We start from the raw sequence: 25,150 nt of genomic DNA, 5'->3' as shown, positions 1-25,150 counted from the left end.
ATGGCGGTTGAAGCGCGCTCCAGCGCAAGCGGCGGCCGGACTCGGGGATCAGGCGCGGCGGCGGCGCGCGGCGCGCCACAGCGCGGCCCCGCCCAGCAGCGCGCCGCAGCCGGCGGCCGGCAGCCAGAGCCAGGCGGCGGAGGGGGTGGACGCGGACACCCCGGCCAGCACCCAGGCCGCGTTGCCCGGCAGGGTGCCCAGCGCGGTGGCGGCGGCGAACGGTGCCCAGCCGACGCGGGCGACGGCGGAGCCCAGATTGACCACGGCGAAGGGCACCACCGGCAACAGCCGCGCCAACAGCACCCCGCGGAACGGCCGTTCGGACAGCCGCCGTTCGACGCCGGCCAGCGCCCCGGACCGGGTCATCGGGCCCAGCGCCTCGCGGCCCAGCAGACGCCCGGCGGCGAAGCCGAGCAGCGCCCCCAGCACGGTGCCGAGAACGGTCAGCAGCAGCCCCTGACCGGCGCCGAAGAGCGCGCCGGCGGCGGCGCTCAGCGCCGGCTTGGGCACGAAGGCCGTCGTGCCCAGCGCGTAGAGCGCGACAAAAAACGGCCCCGACCAGACCGTGGAGCCCAGCGCGGCGGGCTCGGCGCGGGCCAGCCGGTCCACGCCCAGCAGCGTGGCGGCGGCCCAGGCGCCGGCCACCAGCGGGATCAGCAGCAGCAGCCGGCCCCAGGGCGACAGCACGGCCGCCACCACCACCCGCGGCACGGCACGCGGCCACCGGCGGTCGGACTCCCCCCGCACCCCGACCTCGTCTTTCACGGCACCCACCCTAGGATCGGCCCATGGACGACCCGTCGCCGCCTCCCGTCTCCGAACCGTGCGGCGCCGAGGGGGCGTTACCGCTCCCGCGTGGGCGCGGGAGGCGCGGGCGCTGGCGCGGGGTGTTGACCAACCGGGACTTCATGGTTCTGTGGGGCGGGTTCACCGTCTCGTCGATGGGCACGGCCATGGCCAACCTGGCCATCCCCGTGCTCGCCCTCGGCATCTCGGGGTCGCCCGCCATGGCGGGTCTGGTCGGGGCGGCCAGGGTGGCGCCCTATCTGCTGCTGAACCTGCTGGCGGGCGTGTTCATCGACCGGTGGAACCGGCGCACGGTGATGATCGTCGCCGATCTGGGCCGGTTCGCCGCGCTGGCCAGCGTGCCGCTCGCCTACGCCCTGGGCACCCTGACCGTCGCCCAGTTGGCGGTGGTCGCCTTTCTGGAGGGCGTCGGGCATGTCTTCTCGGCCGTCTCCCGGCTCTCGGCGCTCCCCAAGCTGGTCCCGGACGCCGATCTGCCGACCGCCAACGCGCTCAACGAGATCGGCGAATCCGCCGCCGGCGTCGGCGGATCCGCGCTCACCGGGCTGCTGTTGGGCCTGGCCAGGACGTCGACGCTGGGCGCGATCCTCGCCTATCTGGTCAACGGGTTCACCTATCTGGTCTCCGGCGCCTCGCTGCTTTTCGTCCGCGCGTCCTTCCAGGAGGACCGCGCGGAGCGGGCCCGCACCTCCCTGCTGGCCGATCTGACGGAGGGCGTCGGCTTCCTGTGGCGGCGGCGTCTGCTGCGGATGCTGCTGGTGACGGTCACCCTGGTCAATCTGCTGCAGGCCCCGCTGGACCTCGCCGTCATCGTGTTGGCCACCGACGAGCTGGGCGTCGGCGCCGGTCTGGTCGGCCTGGTCCTGGCGGCGGTCGGCCTGGGCACGGTGCTCAGCGCCCTGGCCGCGTCCTGGCTGCGGGAACGGGTGGACCTGGCGACGCTGGCGGTGGTCTCGGTCCTCCTGTGGTCGGTCGCGGCGGCCATGATGGCGGCGGCCCCCTCGATGCTTCCGCTGACCGTCGGACTGCTGATCACCAACGCGCTGTGGCCGGTCTTCGCGGTGTCGCTGATCACCTACCGGCTCTCCGTCACGCCCGACCATCTCCAGGGCCGGGTCAACAGTGCCTTCCGCACCCTGTCGTTCGGCGTGGAACCGCTGGGCCTGGCCGTCGGCGGGGTCGTCATCGGGGCGGCCGGGCCGCGTGGCCTGCTCTGGGCCGTGGCACTCGGCCAGGTCCTCGTCCTTCTCTTCGCCCTAGTGAGCTGGCGACGGCTGCGGGTGCCACGGCCAGCGGAGGGCTGACGGACGGGGCGGCGGTGCCGGGCTCGGCCGGTCGGGTCGGGAAACCCGGAGAAATCTGCTGGGCGATGTCGAGAACCCGTACCCGGCTCCGTCTCCTGGGTGAGGGTGACCACAATGGTTCCCGCACAGCACCGAGGAGTACCACCATGGCCAAGTACCTGCTGCTCAAGCACTACCGGGGCGCCCCCGAGGCGGTCAACGACGTGCCCATGGACCGGTGGGCGCCCGAGGAGGTCTCGGCGCACATCCGGTACATGAACGACTTCGCGGACCGGCTGAGGGAGACCGGGGAGTTCGTCGACGCCCAGGCGCTCGCCCAGGAGGGCACGTTCGTCCGCTATGACGGCGAGGGGCGTCCGCCGGTCACCGACGGTCCGTTCGCCGAGACCAAGGACCTGATCGCCGGCTGGATGGTGATCGATGTCGACAGCCACGAGCGGGCCGTCGAGCTGGCCGGGGAGCTGTCGGCCGCCCCGGGGGCCGGCGGGAAGCCGATCCACGAGTGGCTGGAGCTGCGCCCGTTCCTGACCGAGATGCCCGCCGTCGGTGAGTGACATACCGATGGACGAAGCCCTGCTGAGAAGCCTCACGCCGGGCGTGCTCGGTGTCCTCGTCCGCCGTGGGGCCGACTTCGCGGCGGCCGAGGACGCCGTGCAGGACGCGCTGGTGGAGGCGGTCCGCGTCTGGCCGACCGCCCCTCCGCGCGATCCGAAGGGGTGGCTGGTCACCGTGGCCTGGCGCCGCTTCCTCGACGCGACCCGGGCGGACGTCGCCCGCCGCCGACGCGAGGACGTGGTGGAGGCCGAGCCGGCGCCGGGTCCCGCGGCGGCCGTGGACGACACGCTTCAGCTGTACTTCCTGTGCGCCCACCCGTCGCTGACCCCGGCGTCCGCGGTGGCGCTCACGCTGCGGGCCGTCGGCGGGCTGACCACCCGGCAGATCGCCGCGGCGTATCTGGTCCCTGAGGCGACCATGGCGCAGCGGATCAGTCGCGCCAAACGCACCGTCTCCGGCGTGCGGTTCGACCAGCCGGGCGATGTCGCCACCGTGCTGCGGGTGCTCTATCTGGTCTTCAACGAGGGCTACGCGGGCGATGTGGATCTGGCGGCCGAGGCCATCAGGATCACCCGGCGCCTCGCGGCCGCGATCGACCACCCCGAGGTGGCGGGGCTGCTCGCCCTGATGCTGCTGCACCACGCGCGGCGGGCCTCCAGGACCGCGCCCGACGGGAGTCTGGTGCCGCTCGCCGAACAGGACAGGGCCAGGTGGGACACCGGCGCGATCGTCGAGGGCATCGACATCCTGCGGGCCGCCCTCGCCCGCGACCGGCTGGGCGAGTTCCAGGCCCAGGCCGCCATCGCGGCGCTGCACGCCGACGCGCCCACCGCCGAGGAGACCGACTGGGTGCAGATCGTCGAGTGGTACGACGAGTTGGCGCGGCTGACCGACAGCCCGGTGGTCCGGCTCAACCGCGCGGTCGCCGTCGGCGAGGCCGACGGGCCACGCGCCGGGCTGGCGGCGCTCGCTGCGATCGACGACGCGCTGCCGCGCCATACCGCCGTGGCGGCGTATCTGCACGAACGCGACGGCGATCCGACGACGGCCGCGCGGCTCTACGCCGAGGCGGCCCTGAAGGCGCCCAACCTCGCCGAACGCCACCATCTGACCCGCCAGGCCGCCCGGCTCAACTCCCGGGGCGCGGCTGGCCGGCCATGACCTAGGACTTGTCCGGCGGCTCCGGGGGTTCGGTCCTGGACTCCAGATAGGTGGTGTGGGTCCGCTGGCGGCGTTCGACCGCTGCTCGGACCGAGGCGGCGACCGTGCGCAACTCCCGGTTCAGCAGCTCAAGTTGGCGGCTGAGGTGGCGTTCGGCCGAATCGGCGCCTGGCTGCAGCCTGGCCCACCAGCGGGTGCGTTGGTAGGCGTCCCACGCCTCGGGGACGTCCACCCGCACCGCCCGGCCCAGGATGTGCACCGCCTCGGGGTCGGCGGCGATCTCCTCCGCCACCCAGCCGGGTTCGAGGAGGGCGGCCAGCAGGGCGTCGAGTTCGGCGGCCGGCCCGGTGGCCCCTGCGGGCAGCTCCAGGCCGGCGACATAGTCCCGCAGGGTGGCGAAGTCGGCGCGGATGGCGTCCAGTTCGCCGCCGGGAGCGGCCGGTCCCGCGAACGGCGGGGGCGCGGTCCGCTCGGGCGGGGCGAGCAGCGCGCCGGCGCCGTACAGGCCGGCGACCACCACCGGCCAGTAGGCGCCGGCCAGCCCGGTGAACACCGCCGCCAGGCCGGCCAGTCCGCAGGCGCAGCCGGTCAGGTTCCTCCGCGACTCCAGATAGGCCAGCGTCCGGGCCGCCGGGCCGCTACTGGTAGCCACGGATCTCCTGGAAGGCATGCTCAAGGGGGCTGTTGACGGCGTCGAACAGCTCGCCGCCGGTGCGGTCGGCGATCCCTCGCAGCTCGGCCCGGTCGGAGTCGCCGAACAGGATGGTGAACACCGGTATCCGCCGCTGTTCCTCGTCGAGTTCCCGGTGGAAGACCCGGAAGTCCTCGGCCCCGACGGGTTCGGTGTTCTCGCCGTCCGTCATCAGCACGATGGAGGTGAACGCGTCCCGTTCCCCCTCGTCGGCCAGCAGCCGGTACGCCTCGATCAGGCTGGCGTAGACGGCGGTGCCGCCGCCGGCGTCCAGGGCGTCGATCCCGGAGCGGATCCCGGCCAGGGCCTCGTCGCGGCCGTCCGCCGTGACCGTCCAGGTCTCGCTGGAGACCACCGTGTTGTCGAACGGCAGCAGCGTCACCTCCTCGCGGTCCCTGAACCGCTGGCCCGCCGGGTTGTCGGCGCCGGTGAGGCGGCGCAGGGCGTCCTGGAGGGCGGCCAGTCGTTCGCCCTCCATCGAGGCCGAGGTGTCCAGCACATAGAGCGTGCGGGACGGGCGGCGCAGTTCGCTGTCGTAGGCGTCGAGCAGGGCGTCGGCGACATCGAGCGAGCCGGGGTAGGGCAGTTCGCGGCGCTGCCCCTCGGGAACGGCGTCGGCGGCCGTGACCCCGGTGGCGACCGGACGGCGCAACGTCTCCTCGGTGAGGGCGCGTTGGGCGTCGGCGCCGCGCAGATACGCGCCGAGGAGGCGCAGCGCCTCGCCGGCCTCGGGGGAGGCGGAGACGAGCGTGGTGAGCGGGTAGCGGGCGGTGACCACCCCGTCCAGGGGGCGGACCACCGTCAGATCGGCGACGCCGTCCCGGTCGAGGCCGAGCAGCACCGACTCGTAGTTGATCAACGCGTCCACGTCGTCGCGCCCGGCGAACGCCTCGGCGAGCCATCCGGAGGAGCCGGAGGTGAGCCGCTGTCCGGCGAACAGCTCCCGCAGCCGGTCGGCGCTGCCGGCGACGTCATCGGCGGTGAGCGCGGACTGGGCGCCTGAGAGCGCGGAGGTCACCGAGATCAGCGCGCTGTAACCGGAGTTGGAACGGGTCGGGTCCGTCATCCCGAAGGTCAGCCGGTCCGTGGCGGCCGCCTCGTGGACCTGGGACCAGGTGATCTCGTCGGGCTGCCAGCCCAGCCGGTCCAGGGCCTCGGGGCGCAGGCCGAGGGCGACGGGCGAGGTCATGATCGAGGTTTCGGTGAGGATGCGCCGGTCGGCCTCGGGATGCAGCCTGAGGTAGTCGTTGGTGGCTAGCCATACGGCGTCATAGGCGCCGTCGGCCTCGCCGGAGAGGACCGTCCGGGTGGCGTCGAGGGTGCCGACATGGGTGATCTCCACCGTGACGCCGGTCTCCTCCGCGGCCCGTTCCCACAGGAACTCCATGTCGGCCAGCTCGCTGCCGGCCAGGATCCTGACGGTTTCGGCGGCGGCGACGCCGTCCCCTTCGCCGTCCGGGCCGTCCCCGTCGTCCGAGCCGCCGCTGCAGGCGGCGACCAGGGCGAGGGCGCCGAACAGGGCGGCCAGTCGTGCGCGTGCCCTCATGCGAGGCCCCCCTCCTCACGCCGGTCGGCGGCGCGGGAGCGCTCCAGATGGCCGGCGGCGTGGCCCAGTTCGTCGGACAGGGCGCGGGCGGTGGCCGCCATGGCCTCGGTGGCCTGCGCCTTGTAGCTGTCGATGGTGTCCAGGGTGCGGTAGATCTGCTGGAACGCGGCGCGCAGCGTCTCGGTGCCGACGGCGGGGTCGGCGGCCATCTTCTGGATCTCGCCACTCTGGGTGGCCAGCATCTCCGCGTTGCCGCGCACCAGTTCCTCGGTGGTGGTGCGCAGCGCGGTGACCTGCTCGCCGACCTTGCGCTGGTTCTCCAGCGCGGCGGAGAGCATCACGCCGATGCGCAGCGCGGTGACGGTGGTGGTGGCGGCGCGGTCGACGCCCTTGACCAGTTCCTCGTTGTTGCGGCGCACCACGTCCATGGCGAGGTAGCCCTGGGCGCACACCGCGAGTTGGGTCAGCAGGTCCTGGTGCTTCTGCCGGACGGGGAAGAGGATGTCGGCGCGCAGCGCGGTGGCCTGCTCGGGGTCGGTCGCCTCCAGCCGTTCGACGCGCCGCTGCAGTTCGTCGTCCAGCGCCTCGGTGAGGACCGCGTACTCCTGGAGCTTGCCCATGGTGTCCCACAGGCGGGCGCGTTCGGTGTGCAGGGTGGCGCTGTCGCGGCGCAGTTCGTCCTGGCCGGCGCGGAGGGTGGCCACGATCTTCTGGAGCGTGCCCTGGGCGGTGGCGTAGCGCGCCACATGGTCGCGGAACCGGTTGCCGCCCGGCAGCCGGGACAGCAGCCGCTTCACCCCGCCGGCGGACGATTCGCGCGGGTCGAGGTCCTCCACGGTGCGGCGCAGGTCCAGCAGCGAGGAGGAGACCCGGGTCTGGGCGTCGGCCGCCTCGCCGCCGGCGGCGCCGGCGAGCGAGCGGACGCTGCGGTCCAGCATCCGGTTGGATTGCTGGGCCGCCGAGCGCATCTCGGCGGAGCCGAGCGAGGTGACCTCGCCGACCCGGCTGGAGAACTCCGGGGAGCGCGCGTCCAGTTCGGCGAGCGAGTCGACATAGCTGACGGCGCGGCGGCTCAGCTCCTCCCGGGTCGCCTCGTCCAGCGGCACCAGACCCGACGCCTGCTCGGCCCTGACCGGCGCGACGGGTTCGGGTGGGGTGAGGACCAGTGGGTTCTCGTTGTCTGTCATGGCTCCCCCTCGGTGAGCTTCCGCACGGATGTCAGCCCCTGGCGCGTTCGGCCATGGCACGGAGCAGGTCGGCGGTGGGCACGGGCGCCTGCCGGATCCCGTCGAGTCCGTCCCTGAGATGGGCGGGGTGCGCCGCCGCCGCCTCGGTGAACTCGGCGGTGGCGCCCTGCGGCCGGAAGCCGTGCCGGACGGCGAGGCGCCGCAGTTCGGGATCGTCGGTCAGCACCTCGCCCAGCCGCCGGCCGTCCTCGGTGAGCGGCACCAGCGTGTGGTCGCTGGTCGCCGTGGTGTCCGGGTAGAGCACCACGACGCCGTCGGCGGTCCCCGGTTCCGCGCCGCCGAACAGCAGCGCCGCGACCTGCGACTCGTAGACCAGCACCAGCGGGTTGCCGACGCCGCTGACGAAGTCCCGGAACGGGCCGTCGGAGCTGGACTGTTGGGTGCCCTGGACCCGCACCAGGGCGCGCAGCAGCGGCGCGGTGCGTTCGACGGCCGCCTCGTCGGCGACGACCTGTCCGTCGTTGGCGACGAAGGAGGCGGCGGCGAGGTAGAGCGCGCCCGAGTTGGAGGTGAGGGGGTCGGTGCTGGAGACATAGAGGGCGCCGCTGAGGCCGTCCTGCGGCATGGCGCCGTCCAGTTCCTGCCAGGTGCGGCCGTCCTCGACGGCGGCCAGATAGTCGGCCAGGAACAGCCGTCCCATGTTGTCGGCGTCCAGCGTGGCCAGTCCGTTGGCGGCCAGCACCTCGGCGGCCTCGCGGTGGGCGAGCACCACCAGGGGCGAGTAGAACGGCCGCAGCGGGGCGCCGGGATCCCCGGCCTCGCGGCGCAGCGCGTCGGCGGGGCCCTGGCTGGACGGGAACGCGAAGTCGTAGCCCGCCAGGTCCACCTCGTCCATCGCCCAGGAACCGACGGACTGGGCCCGCACGGTGAGCCCCCGGTCGGCCAGCGCGGCCACCACCTCGGGGTCGGCGAAGAACTCCGCCTTCTCCGAGCCGATCACCCCGCTGACCGTGACCGATCCAGCGCCACCGCCCCCGCCGCCGGTGTCACGTCCGACGACCACCGCCGTCGCGACGCCGGCCAACAGCAGCACTCCCAGCACGATCCCCCATAGCCGTCTCACGATGTGAAGCTTCCTCAGCCGGGGCCACCACCGGGCGTCGGGAAGGTGGCCAACGGGTGAAGCGACCGTCCCGGATCGCAACGGCCTTGCTGCTACGGCGTGTTGGGGCCCGTCCGGGGGTGGTCGGCGGCCAGCCAGCGTTCGATGGTCCCGGCCAGCTCCCGGCAGTGCGGGGGGCGCAGCACGGTGTGGTGGTCGCCGTCGACGACCTCCACCGTGAGGGAGTCGCCCAGCAGTGCGCGGAAGGCCGCGCCGCGCCCGGCGGGGTCGCCGGCCCGCGCGGCGACCAGGAGGCTCGGCACCCGCAGCGGCGTGGGCCGGTAGGCGTCGAAGGCCCGCAGGTTGGCGGCGAAGACATCGAAGATCCGCCGCAGTTCGGCGATCGAGGTCTCCTGGCCCAGCACGCCCCGGGCCCTGGCCCAGTCGAGCAGCGCCGCCATCGGGCGGCCCCGCGCCTCCCGCGCCGTGAGCCCGGCATCGAGGCCGGCCGCGGCGGCGAGGTACCGGCTGTGCAGCGCGGCGAGTTCCGCCTCGTCGACGGGCGCCCGCTCGGCCTCCGGCGCCGTGTCGACCAGCACCAGCGCCTCGACGTCGCGGCCGCGTTCCCGGGCCCGCGCGGCCATCTCATAGGCGACCAGGCCGCCCATCGACCAGCCGGCGAGCACCACGGGGCCGGCGCCCAACCCGGCGTCCAACCGGTCCAGATAGCGGCCGGCCAGCTCGCCGACATCGTCCGGCGGGGGCCCGCCGCCGGTCAGTCCCTCGGCCTCGACGCCGAACACCGGCCGGTCCGAGGAGAACGCGGCGCACAGGTCCGCGTAGCCGACGACGCCGCCGCCCACGGCGTGGACCAGCACCATGGGCGTGCCCACGCCGGCGCGCAGCTCCACCAGCGCCCCGCCACCGCGCCCGGGCGTCGACGAGCCGAGCAGCGCGGCGAGTTCGGCGACGGTGGGCGCCTCGAACAGCGCCGCCACCCCGGGCTCGACGCCGAACTCGGCCTTGACCAGCGCGGTCATCCGCAGCGCGGTCAGGGACTGCCCGCCCAGCGCGAAGAAGTCGTCGCTGACGCCGAAGTCCTCCCGGCCGAGGATCCGGCGCCAGATGGCCAGCAGCCGTTCCTCGGCCGGGGTGCCCGGCGCGGCCGGGCCCGAGGGCTGTGGCCGCCTCGGGCGCGGCAGCGCGCGGGTGTCGAGCTTTCCGTTGGCGTTGAGCGGGAGCGCGTCGAGCGCGGTCACGGTGCTCGGCACCAGGGCGGGCGGCAGCCGCCGCGCCAGCGATCTCCGCAGGTCCCGGGGCAGCCGCCGCCCGGCGGCGAGGACCACATAGGCGGCGAGCCGGTTGTCGTCGCCGACCCGGTGCGCCACCACGGCGGCCTGGTCGACCGCCGGATGGGCGCGTAACGCGGCCTCCACCTCGGCCGGTTCGACCCGGCAGCCGTTCACCTTGATCTGACGGTCGACCCGGCCCAGACAGACGAGTTGCCCGTCGGCCCGGTACCGCACCAGATCGCCGGTGCGGTACATCCGTTCGCCGGGCACAAACGGGTCGGGCGGGAACCGTTCCCCGGTCAGCTCCTCGCGGCCCAGATAGCCACGGGACAGCCCGGGCCCCGCCAGATACAGCTCGCCTCTGGCGCCGACCGGCACGGGGCGGTGGCGCGCGTCCAGCACATAGCGCCGCATCCCCGGCAGCGGCTCGCCCAGGCCCGCCTGCCGGGTGCCGCGTTCCACCAGGCACCAGGAAGCGTCGGCGGTGCACTCGGTGACGCCGTAGACGTTGTAGACCCGTTTCACCGAGCCCGACGCGTACAGGCGCTCGACCAGTTCGCCCGGCAGCGGCTCCCCGCTGAGCATGACCGTGGTGACCCCGCCGGGCAGCGGCCCGCCGGCCAGCAGCTCCTGGAGCAGGCTGGGCACGCCCTGCACCAGCGTCACCGACTCCCGTTCCGGCAGGGTGCGCAGATCGAAGACCGAGTCGACGAACAGCACCGTCCCGCCCAGCAGCAGTGTCGCGAAGTACTCCTGGATCGTCGCGTCGAAGCCGACCGGGGTCGACGCCAGCACCCCGGACACCTCCTCCGGTTCCAGCGCCGACCGGTAGAACTCGACCAGCCGCACCACCTGACGGTGCTCCACCACAACGCCCTTGGGCGAGCCGGTGGAACCCGAGGTGTACATGATGTAGGCCATGTTCGCGGGGCCGACCGCGACCGGGGGCGGCGAGGCGGGCAGCGCCGCGAGGGCGGCGTCGTCCACGGACACCACCCGGCCGGGGAACCGCGTGTGCCGGGGCAGGTGCCGGTCGTCGGTGACCAGAACGGGCATCCGGGTGTCGGCGACCAGGGTGGCGAGGCGTTCGTCGGAGAGGGTGGCCTCCATCGGGACATAGCCGCCGCCCGCCTTGAGCACGGCGAGAATCGCGACCAGCAGCGCGGGGCCGCGCGACAGGCAGACGCCGACCGGCACCTCGGGGCCGACACCCGCCGCGCGCAGCCGCCGGGCCAGTCGGTTGGCGGAGGCGTCCAACGCCCGGTAGCTGAGCCGTTCCGCGCCGCGCTTCGCCGCGACCGCGTCCGGATGCGCCGCCACGGCCCCTTCCACACAGCGGTGCAGCAGTTCGGCGGCCGGTTCCAGCGCGGGCTGCCGGGCGCCCAGCAGCGCGGCGCGCTCGGCCTCGGGCAGCAGCGGCAGATCGCCCAGCGGGGTGTCGGGCGCCGCCGCCGCCGCGACGGCGAGCCGGGTCAGATGGCGCAGCAGCCGCCGCGCGGTGGTGGGGTCGACGAGGTCCAGGGCGTGGGTGAGGGCGAGTTCCACCGTGCCGTCCGGCCGCTCGCCGACATGCAGGTCCAGATCCAGCGCCGTGGTGGTGCGTTCGACGACGAGGGGTTCCCCGACGACCCCGCCGAGTTCCAGCCCACCGGACGCGCCGCCGCTCCCGGCGGGCTCGTGGGCGAAGAACGCCTGGAAGAGCGGGTTGCGTCCGGGCGCCCTCGGCGCGTCCAGGGCCTCGACGAGACGGTCGAACGGCACGGCGGCGTGCCGGTAGGCGTCGATCGCGTCACGCCTGGTCCGGGTCAGCAGATCGTGGAACGACGGATCGCCGGAGAGATCGGCCCGCAGGACCACCGTATTGACGAAGTTCCCCACCACCGAGGCGAACGCGTGCCGCTCCCGGCCGGCGTAGGGGACGCCGATCAGCAGATCGCGCTGGCCGGAGTGGTGCGCCAACGTGGCCGCGTAGAGCGCCTGGTGGGCCATGAACGACGTGGCGCCCACCCGCCGTCCGAGCGCGCCGAGCCGGCCGGTCAGCTCCGCCGGCAGGGTGGCGGTCACCGTGCCGCCGCGCAGCGTCGGCCGGGGCGGGGGCGGCCGGTCGGCCGGCAGGTCGAGCACGGCCGGCGCGCCCGCCAACCGCGCCGTCAGGTGCTCGACCGCCCTGGCGTATCCTTCGCCGCCCAGCCTCTCCTCCTGCCAGGCGACGAAGTCCTGGTAGTCGTGGGCGAGTTCGGGCAGCGTCACCGGTGCGCCGCCGGTCTCCGCCCGGTAGAGCGCCGACAGATCGCGCAGCAGCACCCCCAGCGACCAGCCGTCGACCACCGTGTGGTGCGCGGTGATGACGACGGCGAACTCGTCCGGGTCGCTCGCCACCACCAGACAGCGGGCCAGCGGGCCGCCCGCCAGCTCGAAGGGGCGGCGCGCCTCGGCGTCGACCAGCGGGCGCCAGGGTTCCCGGCCGCTCCCCCGGGCGGTCCCGCGCAGCTCCTCGTACCGGAACGGCGGTGGCGCGGCGGAGGTGAGCACCAACGGTTCCCCTGCGGCGTCCACAAAGCGCGAGGCGAGCGCCCGGTGCCGGCGGCACAGGGCGGCGAACGCGCGGCGCAGCGCCTCGACGTCCAACGGGCCACGGAACAGGTAGGCGGCCGGCGCGTTGTAGTCGCTGCGGTCCAGGCCCGCGCGGTGGAGGAACCACATCCGCCGCTGGGCGGCCGAGGGCGCGACCCGCCGGCGGGCGAGGGGGTCGCGGAGGATCGCGGCGAGCAGTTCGGCGCGCCCCTCGGTGGACAGGCCGGTATAGCGCTCGAAGACCCCTTGTCCCCTGTGTCCCATCGCCGCACTCCCTTGTCGCGGTCGGAAAGCCGGTGGCGGTCGGAATCAGAAGGTGTGCTCCGCGCGCAGGTGCAGCAGCTCCGCCCGGGCGCCCCAGCGCGCGCAGCTCGCCTCCAGCCGGTCGCACTCCCGCTTCTGTGGGGACGCGGGGTCGTAGTCGGAGCCGGTGAGGTGTTTGAGCCAGGGGTCGAACCCCATCGCATAGGTGAAGATCCGCCGCACGCCGATGGCCCTGGCCAGCTGTTCGGCCATCGCCGCGTCGGCACCGTTCAACCGGCGTCCCCGGTTGTGCCTGCGGTCGGGCATGCGGCCCATCAGCGGCCCGTAGAGCCAGGACAGCGGCGCGCCGACGCATTCGAGGCCGATGAACAGCGCGTCCACCCCGGTGAGAAGGTCCCCGAGCCGGCGGTACAGCTCCGGCTCGATGGGGGTGGTGTCGGTGGCGAAGACAAACCGGCGGCCCTCGATCTCCACCAGCGGCACCATCTTCGCCCTGATGTCGAGATCGGCGTGCTCGCCCAGGAAGGGCAGCGAGGTGACGGTGAGCCGGTGCCCCACCGTGGCGCTCTCCAGCTCCTCCAGCCTGGTCACGGCGCGGAACCCCAGGGCGGTCAGCAGCTGCCCGAGGCTGGGGTCGAGCACCGATCCCGAGGCCGATCCGGGGACGACCACGGTGTCCACGACGCGACGCAGCTGGAGCAGCGTCTCCACCGACACATGGTCGCAGTGGGCGTGGCTGAGCACGATCGCGTCCAGCCGGCGCGGCAGGTCGCTGACGGTGAAGTGGTCGATGCCGTCGTCGGTGTAGCCGAGCAGCGGGTCGAGGAGCACCGCCGCGTGCGCGGACTCCAGCAGCACCGAGGCATGGCCGAAGAACCGGACGCGCACGGTGCCGTCCGGTACCGGCGGCGGGGTGGCCGGCTCGGTCTCGGTGAAGAACTCGGCGAACCGCGCCAGCCGTTCGGGGGCGAGTCCCAGCCGCTCCCCCAGCTCGGGGACGTCGACCGACGACCAGCGGGCCGCGAAGAGTGCGTCCAGGGCGGGCGCGTCGAACGGCACCGCCAGGTCGAACCGGGACGCGTCGGGCAGGATCGGGCTGTTGAAGATGTACGGCTGCGCCCGGTCGGGCCTCGGCAGCAGCGAGATCCGCTGCGCCCGGGCCATCGTGTCGCGGAACGACCGGTACAGCACCGGTTCGAGGATCCGGATCGACGCGCGGTTGACGTCGTCGTAGACCAGCTCGACGATCCCCCGCAGCGATGCGGGGAGTTGGCCGTAGAGGGGGGCGAGCGCGCCTCCGTCGGCGTGCTCCTCCACCAGAACGCGGGCGGCGGTGAAATCGTCGGCGAGGTCGATCAGCGGTGCCGCGTCGACCGTGACCTCCTCGTGGAAGGTCTTCAGCCGCTCGAAGCCCGCCCCCGACGGGTTGAGGAAGGGGCGGCCGTAGTTGCCCGGGTCGGCCACCGCCCTGGTGTGCAGATCGGGGTCGGCGAGATAGCTGCGGAGGGTCGCCAGCTGCCGTTCGCGGAGGTTGAGCCCCGCCGTGAGCGGGTTGATCATATGAGGCCAGGCGTACCAGCGGTGGAGGAGCGGTTGGGGGCTCACTGCGGACGACAAGTAGCGCTTTCCCACGGTCTCTGTCCTCTCTGCGTGGGGGCGGTCCCCGGTGCGGATGCCGGTGGCCGCTCAGGTGCCGAAGCGGAAACCGTCGAACACGGCGGGGCCGGGCAGGCTGGCAGCGGCGGGCTCGGACTCGGGATCGGAATCGGCGATGCGGTCGGCGGCGTCGACGACGCGGCGCGCGATGCGTTCGGCGGTGTCGCGGTCGTAGCGGGCGGTGTCGTGTTGGAGCACCAGGCGCAGCCCGTGGGCGTGTTCGACGAACTGGAACGACAGCTCGACGATGCCCTGGCGCAGCGGCACCGGGCCCCCGCGCAGCCGGATGCCGTCCCCGGCCTCGCCCGTGTCGATATGCGGGTACACGGTGGCGAACACGTCGAACAGCGGGGTGCGCCAGGGGCGGCGGGGTGGTTCGACGGCCGCGACGATCTCGTCGAACGACGCGGCGCTGTGGTCCACGGCGTCGACGGTGGCGGAGGCCACCTCGGCGAGCAGCCGGTGCCATCCGGTGTCGGGGTCGACGGCGATCCGCAGCGGCACGGTGACCACATGGAAGCCGACGGCGTCGGTCAGGCCGAGGCGCGCCCGCCGGTCCACGGCGGTGCCCAGGCAGATATCGCGCGCGCCGGTGAGCCGGGCGAGGGCGCCGGCGACCGCCGTGGCGGCGGGCACGAACAGCCCGGCGCGCCGCGCGCGGGCGAGCGCGCGCAGCCGTTCGACGGTGGGGCGCTGGATCTCCTCGGTGACGATCCCGGTCCTGGCGCCGACCGGCCCGCGCCGGGGGCGGCTGACGGGCAGCGCCAGGGGTTCGGGCGGGGGTGACAGCACCCGCCGCCAGTACCGCAGCGCGTCCGCTAACTCGCCCTCGTCCCTGGCGTGTTCGGCGGGGGCGAGCACACCGGCGGCCGCCCCGGGGGCGCGGTAGGCCGCCGCCAGCTCGGACGCCAGCACCCGCAGGCTGGTGCCGTCGCACACCAGATGGTCGGCGAGGAGCAGCAGCGACATGCGCTCGCCGTGCCGGAACAGTGTGGCGCGGAAGAGCGGCCCCCGCGCGAGGTCGAAGGGACGGTCGATCTCGGCGCGGACGGCGGCCGCCGGATCCGGCACCTCGTCGACGACGGTCAGCGGCGGGGGATCCGGCCTCGTCACGGCGTGCGGGGCGCCGCTCCGCTCGACAAAGACCGTGCGCAGCCGCGGGTGGCGCAGTTGGACGGCCAGGACGGCCGCGCCGAGCCGGTCCACGTCCGACGCGCCCAGCACATCGAGGAGACAGGGCACGGAGTAGGCGGTCGCCGGGATCTCGCCCCGCTGGCGGGCCAGCCACAGCGATCGGGTCTCGTTCCCCAACTCGGCGCGGGACACGCGCCGTTGCCGCGTCGGGGCGCTCCGCGCCGCCAGCCGCCCGGCGAGCAGCGCCGGCGTCGGGCACTCGACGAGGTCGCGCACGCCCACCGGGACGCCCAGCGCGCGTTCGACGGACATGGCCAGCGCCAGGGCGCTCAGGCTGTGCCCGCCGGCGAGGAAGAAGTCGGCGTCGGGCGGCACGGAGTCCAGGCGCAGTTCCGCCGCGAACAGCGCGCACAGCGACGCGACACGATCCGGCGGGCTAGCCATGGGAGTCGGCGTCGCCGTCGAGCAGCCGCCACAGGGCCTGGTCGTCGCCGGTGGTCGGGCCCGGCGCGGAGGCCGGGCCGGCCGCGCGGACGAGGTCGGCGACCTCGCGGGCGGTGCCGAGATCGAGGAAGTCGCCGAGGTCGAGAAGGACGCCGAGCCGGTCCTCGACCCGGCCGATGACGGCGATCGCCGCCAGGCTGTGTCCGCCGCGCAGGAAGAAGTCGTCATCGGGCCCGAACGGCCCGCCCCCGAGGACGGAACGGAAGATCTCGCCGATGGTGGCGACCAGCGGGTCACCGCCGGGCGCGGGTCCGCCCTCGGCGCGGGCCAGCTCCGTCCGGGCCAGTTCGGCGAGCCGGGGGCCGTCCGGTTTGCCGCTGACCAGGCGTGGGATCGCGGGCAGCGGCACCAGGTGGGCGGGCAGCATCGCCGGGGGCAGCCGGTCGGTCAGCGCGCGGGCGACGGACTCCGCGCCGCGGGACGTCTCCACGAACGCGACCAGGGCGGTGTCGGCCCCCGGATCGGCGACGGCGACGACCGCGGCCGCCTCGACGCCGTCGAGACCGGTCAGCACATGCTCGACCTCCCCGATCTCGACCCGGTGGCCCCGGATCTTGACCTGGCCGTCGGCGCGCCCGCAGAACTCCAGAACGCCGTCCGGGCGCCACCAGCCGAGGTCCCCCGTGCGGTACCAACGGCCGCCGGGCGCCTCCTTCGAGGGGAGGAAGGCGGCGGCGGTCAGCTCGGGCCTGGCGTGGTAGCCGTCGGCCAGGCCGCGCCCGGCCAGCAGCACCTCGCCGACGAATCCGGGCGGCAGCGGTCCCGCGTCGGGAGCCGCGACCCTGACCACCGTGTTGGCGATGGGCCGGCCGACGGGGAGCCCGGGACCCGCGTCCGGGCCGTGGTCGAACGCGGTGGCGCAGACGGAGTTCTCGGTCGGCCCGTACTCGTTGACCAGCCGGACCCGGGGCAGTTCCGCGTGGTGGCGCGCGACCAGGTCGGCCGGCGTCGCCTCGCCCGCCACCGTCACCAACCGCAGTGTGGTGCCGGCGAGTTCGGGCAGCAGCAGCCGGTACAGGCTGGGCAGGATCGTGGCATGGGTGACGGCGTGCTCGCGTGCCGTCCCGGCGAGGTCCCTGGGCAGCGCCCGGTGGGCGTCGACCAGCACCAGCAGGGCGCCGCCGGCGAGCGCGGGGAAGATGTCGGAGACGGAGCTGTCGAACGCCAGGGACGGGATCTGCAGCACCCGGCTGTCGCTGTCGATGGCGTGGTGGCCGACCTTCCAGCGGACATAGCTCGCGCTCGCCCGGTGCGTCACCCGGACGCCCTTGGGGGTTCCGGTGGAACCCGAGGTGTAGATGACATAGGCGAGATCGTCGGGGCGCGGCGCGGGGAGAGAGCGGGCCGGTTCGGTGCGCAGCGCCTCGGCGACCTCGGTCACCGCCACCCCGGGCAGTCTGCCGGCGAGGTCACCGGTGGTCAGGACGGTCCGGCAACCGGCGTCCCGGACCTGGTCGGTGAGCCGGCGCCCCGGGGCGCGGGGGTCGAGCGGCACATAGGCGGCGCGGGCCCGCAGCACGCCGAGGAGCGCGGGCAGCGCCTCGATCGACTTGCCGGTCAGCACCCCGATCCGGTCCCCCGGCCGGGTGCCGAGGGCCAGCAGCCGGGCGGCGACCAGCCCGGCGGCGTGCCACAGCTGGCCATAGGTCAGGGTGTCGTTGCCGGCGACCACGGCCGGACGGTCGGGGGCGTCCCGGACGACGGCCTCGACCGGCGCGAGGAGGGTGCCGTCGGCGGCCTCGGCGACATATCCCGTGGTGCCCAGGCGCAGGGCGGCGGCGATGTCGTCGGGGGCGGCGCGGCGGATCCCGCCCGGGGGCCCGGCCGGGTCGGCGAAGTCGGCGAGCGCCGTGTCGACCGCCCGCGCCAGCACGCCGAGGAACCACTCCTCGTGCGCGCCCTCGGCGTCGCGCAGCCGGAGCACGCCCCCGTCCAGGGTCAGCTCCAGCGTGGCGGGGTCCTTCGGGCCGATGCGGGTGGACCGCACGGTCAGGCCGACGCGGTCGCCCCGGGCGGCGGGCGCGCGGCGCAGCGCGGCATCGGTGGCCCGCACCAGCGCGCCGGCCGATTCCCGTGCGGCCAGGTCGAGTTGGCAGGTCACGGGCCCTTCGGGGCCGACCACGAGAAGCCCGGGCGTCTCGGTGGCCTCGGCGGCGGCCACCACCAGCGCGGCGGCGGCGGTGAGCACGACCAGCTCCTCCAGCGGCCGGCCGCCCGACACCCGGCCGAGGCCGGCCGAGGCCGCCGGGGAGAGCGGCAGCTCGGCGCGTGTCGGGCCCGAAGCGGGCGCGGTGAGCCGTGGGCGGAGCCGGGTCGGAATCGGGTCCGGTTCAGAGGTCATAGCGGGTTCCCGTCCACGAGGATGGCCGATCGTCGAAGTGGGCTCCGGGGTCGACCGGGGTGGCCGGTCGGGTCACGGCCTCCGTGCAGAGCGAACGGACCCGGTCGACGAGGTCCCGGGCCTCGGCCGGGCGCACCAGGGCGTCGTCGTAGGTGAGGTCGAGACGGAGCCGGTCGCCGCGCCGGCTCGCGTAGAGCCACAGGTCGCTGGTGGCCGGCAGCCGCTCGGGCAGCACGTCCCGCAGCTGGTGGCGTTCGTCGCCGACGACGGCGTTCTCCCAGCTCACCCCCAGGTCGAGCAGGACGCTGCGGCCCGGCGGGGCGAGCAGCCCCAGCCGCTGGGCCAGCACGTCGAACGGGACGCGGCCGTGCTGGTACGCCTCGGCGGTGCGGGCGGTGACCTCAGCCAGCAGCTCGCCGAGCGACGCCCGGTCGCCGTAGCGCAGGCGCAGCGGGACGGCGTTGGCGAGGTAGCCGACCACCGCGTCGGCCGCCGGGTGGCGGCGCAGTCCCGCCGCGAAGCCGAGCACCAGATCGCGGACGCCGGTGGCGCGGGCGAGGGCGGCCGTGAACGCGGTGACCACGAGGGCGAAGGGCGTCGCCGAGGCGCCGGCGACGGCGTCCCAGGGCAGCGTGGTGCGGGCGAGGCCGGTGTCTCCCCTGGTGACGTCCCGCCGCGCGGGGTCGACCGGATCCGGCGACGGGGGCGCGCCGGCGAGCCGGTCGCGCCAGAACGCGATCTCGTCGGCGGCCTCCGCGCCGGCGAGCCAGGTCCGTTCGGCGGCCACCTCGTCCAGGAAGGTGTGGGACAGCGGCGGCAGCGTGGCGTCCTCGCCGGCGAGCACCCGGTCGTAGGCGCGCCACAGGTCGTCGAGCAGGATCTGCCCGCTGGCGCCGTCGTGGATCAGATGGTGCGCCGTGACCATCAGCAGGTCGCCGCCCACCGGGCCGGTGAGGAGACGCAGCTGGAAGAGCGGGGCGCGGCCCGGGTCGAAGGAGACGGCGCGGCCCGCCCGCAGGGCGGCGTCGACCTCCGGCCCGTCCGGCGCGACGCCGGGCAACTCGACGACGACCAGGGGCACTTCGACCTCGTCCAGCACGGTCTGCCGCACCCTCGTCCCCTCTCCCTTCACCCGCAGGCGCAGCACCTGCTGGCGGCGCATCACCGCGCCGAGCGCCGTCCTGAGCACGTCGGGGTCGAGCCGCCGGCCGGTCGCGGTGACGGTGGCGATGACAAACGGGTCAGGCGTCGTCCGCCGCGCCGCCAGCCACACCCGGAGTTGGGCGTGGGAGAGCGGGAACGGTCCGGCGCCGCCGCGCGCCGGGACGGCCGGCTCGGCGATCCGGTCCGGGAGCACCGCGGCCAGCTGACGGACCGTCGGGTTGCCGAAGACCTCGCTGACCGGGACGCCCAGCCGCAGGCCGATCCGGGCGGCGGTCAGGCTGTGGCCGCCCAGCCGGAACAGGCTCTCGTCCAGCTCGGTCACGGGCCGGCCCAGGAGGTCGGCCCACACCTCGGCGACCCGCCGCTGCGCCGGGGTGAACGGCGGGCCGGCGGGAGCGGCGGGAGCGGCCGCCGGCGGGGGCAGCGCGGCGCGGTCCAGCTTCCCGTTGGCGGTGACGGGAAGCGCGTCCACCCGGACACAGACCTCGGGGACCATCGCCGGGGGGAGGCGTTGGGCCAGGAACGCCCGCAGCGCGGCCGGTTCGGCGTCGCCGGCGAAGTAGGCCACCAGCCGGGGCTCGGGCTCGCCCAGCGCCAGCACGGCGGCCTGCCGCACCCCGTCGGCGCGGGCGAGGACGGCGCCGACCTCCCCCGGCTCGACCCGCTGCCCACGGATCTTGACCTGGTCGTCCATCCGTCCGACGTACCGCAGTCGACCGTCGCTCATCCGCACGGCCAGATCGCCCGTGCGGTACATCCGCGCGCCGTTCCGCACCGGGCTCGGCCCGAACCGCCGCGCGGTGCCCGCCGGATCCGCGAGATAGCCGCGCGCGAGCCCGGCACCGCCCAGGCAGATCTCGCCCACGGCGCCGAACGGGACGAGCCGGCCGTCCGCGTCGAGCAGATCGGCCCACTGGTTGGCGACGGGCGTGCCGATCGGCACCTCGCCGGTCAGCCCGTCGACCCGGCAGAGCGTGGCGGTCACCGCGTTCTCCGCCGGGCCGTAGTCGTTGTGCAGTTCGGTGTCGGGGGCCAGCGCCCGGTGCCGGGCGACCAGTGCCTCCGTCACCCGCTCGCCGCCCAACACCACCTGCCGCAGCGCGCGCGGCGCGGGCGTCCCGGTGTCGAGCAGCAACGCGTAGAGGCTGGGCACCAGCATCATGTGGCTGATCCGATGGCGGCGGATCGCGGCCGACAGCGCGGCCGGGTCCAGCAGTTGGTCGCGCCCCAGCACCACCTGGGGGCAGCCGACGGTGAGGGCGGTGAACACGTCGGCGATGCCCGCGTCGAAGTGCACCGGGTCCACCTGGAGCATGGCGTCCCGCCCGGTGAGGCCGTAGTGGCCGACGCGGTGCAGGACGGTGTTGACGATCGCCCGGTGCTCGACCATCACGCCCTTGGGCGTTCCGGTGGAGCCCGAGGTGGCGACCACATAGGCGAGGTCGCCGGCCGAGGGGCGCGGCAGCGCGGGGAGGTCGGGGCCCGGCCGGTCGTCGAGGGGGATCACCGGCACGCCGAGTCCGTCGAACGCCGCTCCCTCGCCGCCGGGATCGGTCAGCACCGCGACCGCCCCGCTGTCGCGCAGCAACGCGGCGCGTCGCAGGGCGGGTTGGGCCGGGTCGAGCGGCAGGAAGGCCGCGCCGGTCCTGGCCACGGCGAGGAGGGCGGTCACCATCCGCTCGGTGCGTTCGCACACCACGCCCACGATCCGGTCGGGGCCGACCGGCGCGGCGGCGGCGATTCTGGCGGCCAGCCGGCCGGCCGCCTCGTCCAGGGCGCGGAAGGTGAGCGAACGGTCGCCGTGCACCACGGCGACCGCGTCCGGGCTCACGCCGACCCGCTCGGCGACGAGGTCGACCAGCGTCAGCTCCCGGTCGACGGCGAGCGCCGGGCCGGTCCCGGCGGCGATCAGCTCGGCGGTCTGGTCCTCCGGCAGCGAACGGAAACCGCCGACCGGCGCCATCGGATCGGCCACCAACTCGGCCAGCAGCACCCGCAGTTGGTCCGCCAGGCGGCGTGCGGTGGCGTGGTCGAACACATCGCGCGGACAGCTCAGGACGATCTCGGGGGCGCCGGCGGCCGGCTCCGTCACGCCGATCGTCAGATCGAACCCGGTGACCCCCGCGTCCAGCGGCAGATGCTCCCAGCGCGCGGGCCGATCGGCGTCGAGGACGCCGGGCACCCCGGCGAACGGCGCCTCGACCAGCACGTCGAACAGCGGGTTGCGCCCGGGGACCCGATCGTCCACCAGGGCGTCGACCAGCTCGCCGAACGGAAGCTCCTGGTGCGGGCGGGCCGCGCCGGCGGTTTCGGCGACCGCCCTGACCAGATCGGCGAAGCCACGCTCCGGATCCACCCGGGTGCGCAGCACCACGGTGTTGGCGAAGAACCCGACGGAGTGCGCCAGTCGGGGATCGTCACGGCCGGAGACGATCGTGCCCAGCGCGATGTCCTCGGCGTGGCAGAGCCGCAGCAGCAGCACCCGCACGGCGGCCACCACCACCGGGAAGGAGGTGACGCCGAGGCCGGCACGGAGCGCGCGCAGCCCGCCGGCGGTGGACGCGTCGAGCGGTCGGCGCACCGTATGGGCCTCGGTGCCACGGGCCGCCTCGCGGCGCCGGTCCAGCGGGAGCGGCACATCCGGCAGCCCGGCCAGGGCGTCGCGCCAGAACCGCAGCGCCGCCGTGGTGTCGCGCGCCGCCAACTCCAGGCCGTGGTCGGCGTACTGCACGGGCGCCGGCGGCTCCGCCGGGGCGCCCGGGTCCAGGAACACACCCAGATCGCGCAGCAGCACGCCGAAGGACCAGCCGTCGCAGACGCTGTGGTGCACCGACAGCACCAGGACGCCGTCCCCGGTGAGCCAGTGCGCGCGCAGCACGGGCGGCTCGTCCAGCGCGGTGCGGCGCCGCTGTTCGGCGGCGGCGACCTCGGCGAGCGGCCGGCCGCTGACGACAAGCCGCACCCGGGCCCGCTCGGGCGACAGCACCCGCTGCTCCAACCGGCCGTCCACCAGCGTCAGTACGGTGCGCAGCGCCTCGTGCCGGGCGACCAGCCGGTTGAGCGCCCGCTCCAACGCCTCGGGCTCGACGGCCTGCCGTGGCCGGTAGGACTCCACCATGCGGTAGGGGCGCGGCCCCCGGCCCCCGCGTTCCTCCAGCAGCCACAGCCGGCGCTGGGCGCTGCTCGCCGGCAGCCGGCCAGGGCGGGCGCGCGGCGCCGGGCGCGGAACGGCGCAGGCGCGCAGCGCGGCCGCCAGGCCCCGGGGCGTGGGCGCGTCGAAGATCTGCCGGACCGTCAACTGCCGCCCCCCGGCCGCCGCGTACAGGGCGCCGGCGAGCTGCGCCGCGCCGAGGCTGTGGCCGCCGGCCGTGAAGAAGTCCTGGTCCGCCGTGCGCGGCGGCCGGCCCAGCACCTCGGCCCAGGCGGCGGCGACCAGCCGGCCGTCCGCGTCCCCGGGCCGCCAGACCTCATCGGCGCCCTCGGCGACGGCCGCCACGGCCCGGGCGTCGACCTTGCCGTGCGGGGTGAGCGGGATGGGGTCGGTGTGGACGATCAGCGCCGGCACCATCACGGGAGGCAGCCTGGCGGTGAGCCAGCCGCGCACCGCCTCGGCGGGAAGGTCCCCGGTGTGGGCGGCGACGATCAGCGGGGGGCGGCCCTCGTGGCGCACCACCACCACCGCGCCGGTGCCGATGCCGGGCAGCGCGGCGAGCGCCGCCTCGATCTCGCCCAACTCGACGCGGTTGCCGTGGATCTGCACCTGACGGTCCCGCCGGCCCAGGAACTCCAGCTGCCCGTCCCCCCGCCACCGCCCGAAGTCCCCGGTGCGGAACGCCGGTACGCCGGGCGCGACGGCGAGGTCGACAAACCGTCCGGGTCCGGTCGGCGCCTCGTCGCGGTATCCGTCGGCCACGGCGGGCCCGAGCACATGGATCTCCCCGGGGACGCCGGCCGGCGCGAGTTCGCCGCCCGGCGTCAGGACCGCGACGGCGTACCCGGGTGAGGGCCGGCCGATGGGCACCGACGTCAGCCCGGCGAGGTCCGCCCCGTCGCAGACGAAGCCGACCGCCTCGATGGTGGCCTCGGTGGGCCCGTAGAGATTGGCGAAGGTGCCGATCCGCAGGCGCCGGGCCAGCCGGGCCGGCAGTCCCGCCGGGACGAGGTCGCCGCCGACGAAGCAGTGCCGCAGCGGGTGTTCGGCGCCCGGCCCCTCGGCCATCACGGACAGCAGCGTCGGCACGCAGTTGAGGGCGTTGATCTCCATCTTCCGCAGGTGGGCCCAGAACTCGCCGGGGTCCATCCCGGACAGCCCGTTCATCGGCACCACGCCGCCGCCGGCGGCCATCGTGGTGAACACGTGGTAGGCCAGCATGTCCGAGGAGATCGCGGCGAGCATCGCGATCCGGGTGTGCTCGTCGAACCCGACATGCTCCGCCGAGCTGACGGCCTTGTGGGCGAGCTGGCGGTGCCGGATGGCGACCGGCCTCGGGGGGCCGGTCGAGCCGGAGGTGAAGAAGAGGACGGCCTCGTCATCGGGGCCGGGGCCGGCGGGTGCCGGCGCGGCCGGGCCGGTCAACAGCGCGGCGGCGTCGAGGCGTTCGACGTCCGGCGTGCCGATGTCCACGCCGTCCCCGGTCACCACCCACCGGGCCCCGCTCAGCCGCAGCTGCCGCGCCCAGCGGGCGGGCGGATGCTCCGGGTCCAGCGGGACAAAAGACGCTCCGGCCCGCAGCACGGCGTGCATGACCGTCACCAGCTCGGGGCCGCGCGGCAGCAGCAGCGCCACCCGGTCGCCGCCGCCGACGCCATGGCGCCCGGCCAGGACGGCGGCCGCGCGGGTGGCGAGCCCGGCGAGTTCCGCATGGCTCAGGACCGTGGTGGGGGTGACGACGGCGGGGCGCCCCGGCCACCGCGCCGCGCTCGTGTCGAGCACGTCGACCAGCGTCCGCGCCGGCAACGCGCCCAGACGGGACAGCCCCGACCAGGCGGCCAGCTCGGCGCGTTGCTCCGCGCCCACCACATCGACCTCGGCACACCGCTGGTGCGGCGCCGCCACGACGGCGGTGATCGCGGCGGCGACGCAGCGCGCCAACGAGGCGGCGGCCGGCGGCCGTTCGGGGCCCAGGACCGACACCGTCAGCCCGTCGCGCCCGCGGCGCGCCGAGACCAGCAGGGACGCCGTCAGCCGGTCGTCGTCCCAGACCACGCCGAGGCCGCCGACGGCGGCAGCGGCCGTCGGGTCGGCGGCGGCCAGCCGCTCGACCACCCGGGCGCGGTCGGTCCACGCCAGGGGGGCGGCGGACTCCAACTCCCGGTGCAGCGCGGTGAGAAAGTCGCCGACCGGCGCCGCCCCGTCCAGCGGCGCGCACAGCGCCAGCTCGCCCCGGCCGGTCGGGGACGGCATCAGCACGGGAGGGCGCGTCCCCTCGGGGTCGAGCGCGGCGAGCACCAGCCTGGTGGCGGCGACCAGCACGAGATACCGCCCGGCGGCGCTGCCGCCCGTCATCCGCTCCAGTCGGGCCACGGCCGAGGCGGCGACCCGCCCCGGCGTCACCGTGGCATCGGACGCGCCGCGCCCTTCGAGCGACGGCGCCGCGCGGGCGGACGCGAGCCGGGCGACCCAGACCTCCGACAACGCCTCGCCGCTCAGCATTTGCACGACCTGGCAAAGTACATGCGATTCCCCCAACGGGTACCGGCATGAAGCCCACGACAACGTGGCCCGCCAACTCAAAGTACAAAGAGTCCCACACCCGCGCAAGAGTCCCCGTATAGCATTGCCTTGGCCTTCACGGTGACGGTACGAACGGATTGTCGCGCCCCATTACCCCGTGTAAGATGGCGACTTCGGCATGTTTACCGGCGATT

13 protein-coding genes are annotated in these 25,150 nt (G+C 75.1%); 3 read left to right on the top strand and 10 right to left on the bottom strand.

Going from position 1 to position 25,150, the window contains the following annotated elements; genetic code table 11:
- Positions 1–48: 48 nt before the first annotated feature.
- On the bottom strand, positions 49–765 hold the full coding sequence (locus AOM46_RS26350) for a TVP38/TMEM64 family protein (RefSeq protein WP_158920683.1): 717 nt from the start codon (positions 763–765) through the stop codon (positions 49–51).
- Positions 766–788: 23 nt separating this feature from the next.
- On the opposite strand from AOM46_RS26350, the gene AOM46_RS26345 reads away from it, so the two are divergent.
- From AOM46_RS26345 to AOM46_RS26335, 3 genes are all read left to right on the top strand, one after another.
- Positions 789–2,111, top strand: a complete 1,323-nt coding sequence (locus tag AOM46_RS26345) for an MFS transporter (RefSeq protein ID WP_078857201.1) — start codon at positions 789–791, stop codon at positions 2,109–2,111.
- 146 nt (positions 2,112–2,257) lie between these two features.
- Positions 2,258–2,665, top strand: coding sequence for a YciI family protein (locus AOM46_RS26340; protein ID WP_062215861.1), 408 nt, complete (start codon positions 2,258–2,260; stop codon positions 2,663–2,665).
- Between the two features lie 7 nt (positions 2,666–2,672).
- A complete protein-coding gene (locus AOM46_RS26335; protein WP_062215859.1) occupies positions 2,673–3,827 on the top strand; it encodes an RNA polymerase sigma factor in 1,155 nt (384 codons plus the stop codon).
- Between the two features lies 1 nt (position 3,828).
- On the opposite strand, the gene AOM46_RS26330 is transcribed toward AOM46_RS26335, so the two are convergent.
- The 9 genes from AOM46_RS26330 to AOM46_RS26290 all read right to left on the bottom strand — a co-directional run bounded on the left by AOM46_RS26330 (position 3,829) and on the right by AOM46_RS26290 (position 24,935).
- Positions 3,829–4,479, bottom strand: a complete 651-nt coding sequence (locus AOM46_RS26330) for a hypothetical protein (RefSeq protein WP_234314016.1) — start codon at positions 4,477–4,479, stop codon at positions 3,829–3,831.
- Positions 4,466–6,064, bottom strand: a complete 1,599-nt coding sequence (locus AOM46_RS26325) for a substrate-binding and VWA domain-containing protein (RefSeq protein WP_062215857.1) — start codon at positions 6,062–6,064, stop codon at positions 4,466–4,468. Before AOM46_RS26325 ends, AOM46_RS26330 begins: the two co-directional genes overlap by 14 nt.
- Entirely contained in the window at positions 6,061–7,251 is a 1,191-nt protein-coding gene (locus AOM46_RS26320) for a toxic anion resistance protein (RefSeq protein ID WP_062215855.1), read from the bottom strand. The genes AOM46_RS26325 and AOM46_RS26320 overlap by 4 nt, the downstream gene beginning before the upstream one ends.
- A gap of 31 nt (positions 7,252–7,282) precedes the next feature.
- Positions 7,283–8,374 carry a hypothetical protein gene (locus AOM46_RS26315; protein WP_062215853.1) on the bottom strand — a complete coding sequence of 364 codons (1,092 nt, stop codon included), beginning with the start codon at positions 8,372–8,374 and terminating at the stop codon, positions 7,283–7,285.
- Positions 8,375–8,466: 92 nt separating this feature from the next.
- Entirely contained in the window at positions 8,467–12,483 is a 4,017-nt protein-coding gene (locus AOM46_RS26310) for a non-ribosomal peptide synthetase (RefSeq protein ID WP_062215851.1), read from the bottom strand.
- A gap of 45 nt (positions 12,484–12,528) precedes the next feature.
- The gene (locus AOM46_RS26305; RefSeq protein ID WP_062215849.1) at positions 12,529–14,043 is read right to left on the bottom strand and encodes an MBL fold metallo-hydrolase; all 1,515 of its coding nucleotides are present in this window, start codon (positions 14,041–14,043) and stop codon (positions 12,529–12,531) included.
- A 126-nt stretch (positions 14,044–14,169) separates the two neighbouring features.
- Positions 14,170–15,717, bottom strand: coding sequence for a condensation domain-containing protein (locus tag AOM46_RS26300; protein ID WP_062215847.1), 1,548 nt, complete (start codon positions 15,715–15,717; stop codon positions 14,170–14,172).
- Positions 15,710–18,118, bottom strand: a complete 2,409-nt coding sequence (locus tag AOM46_RS26295) for a non-ribosomal peptide synthetase (protein ID WP_062215845.1) — start codon at positions 18,116–18,118, stop codon at positions 15,710–15,712. Before AOM46_RS26295 ends, AOM46_RS26300 begins: the two co-directional genes overlap by 8 nt.
- Entirely contained in the window at positions 18,108–24,935 is a 6,828-nt protein-coding gene (locus AOM46_RS26290) for a non-ribosomal peptide synthetase (protein WP_062215843.1), read from the bottom strand. Before AOM46_RS26290 ends, AOM46_RS26295 begins: the two co-directional genes overlap by 11 nt.
- Between the last annotated feature and the right edge of the window lie 215 nt (positions 24,936–25,150).

It is taken from the genome of Streptomyces sp. NBRC 109706 (assembly GCF_000974485.1).
GTDB lineage: Bacteria > Actinomycetota > Actinomycetes > Streptomycetales > Streptomycetaceae > Streptomyces.
Note: the sequence above shows the minus strand (reverse complement) of the source record. Positions and strands in the feature narration are given on the sequence as shown.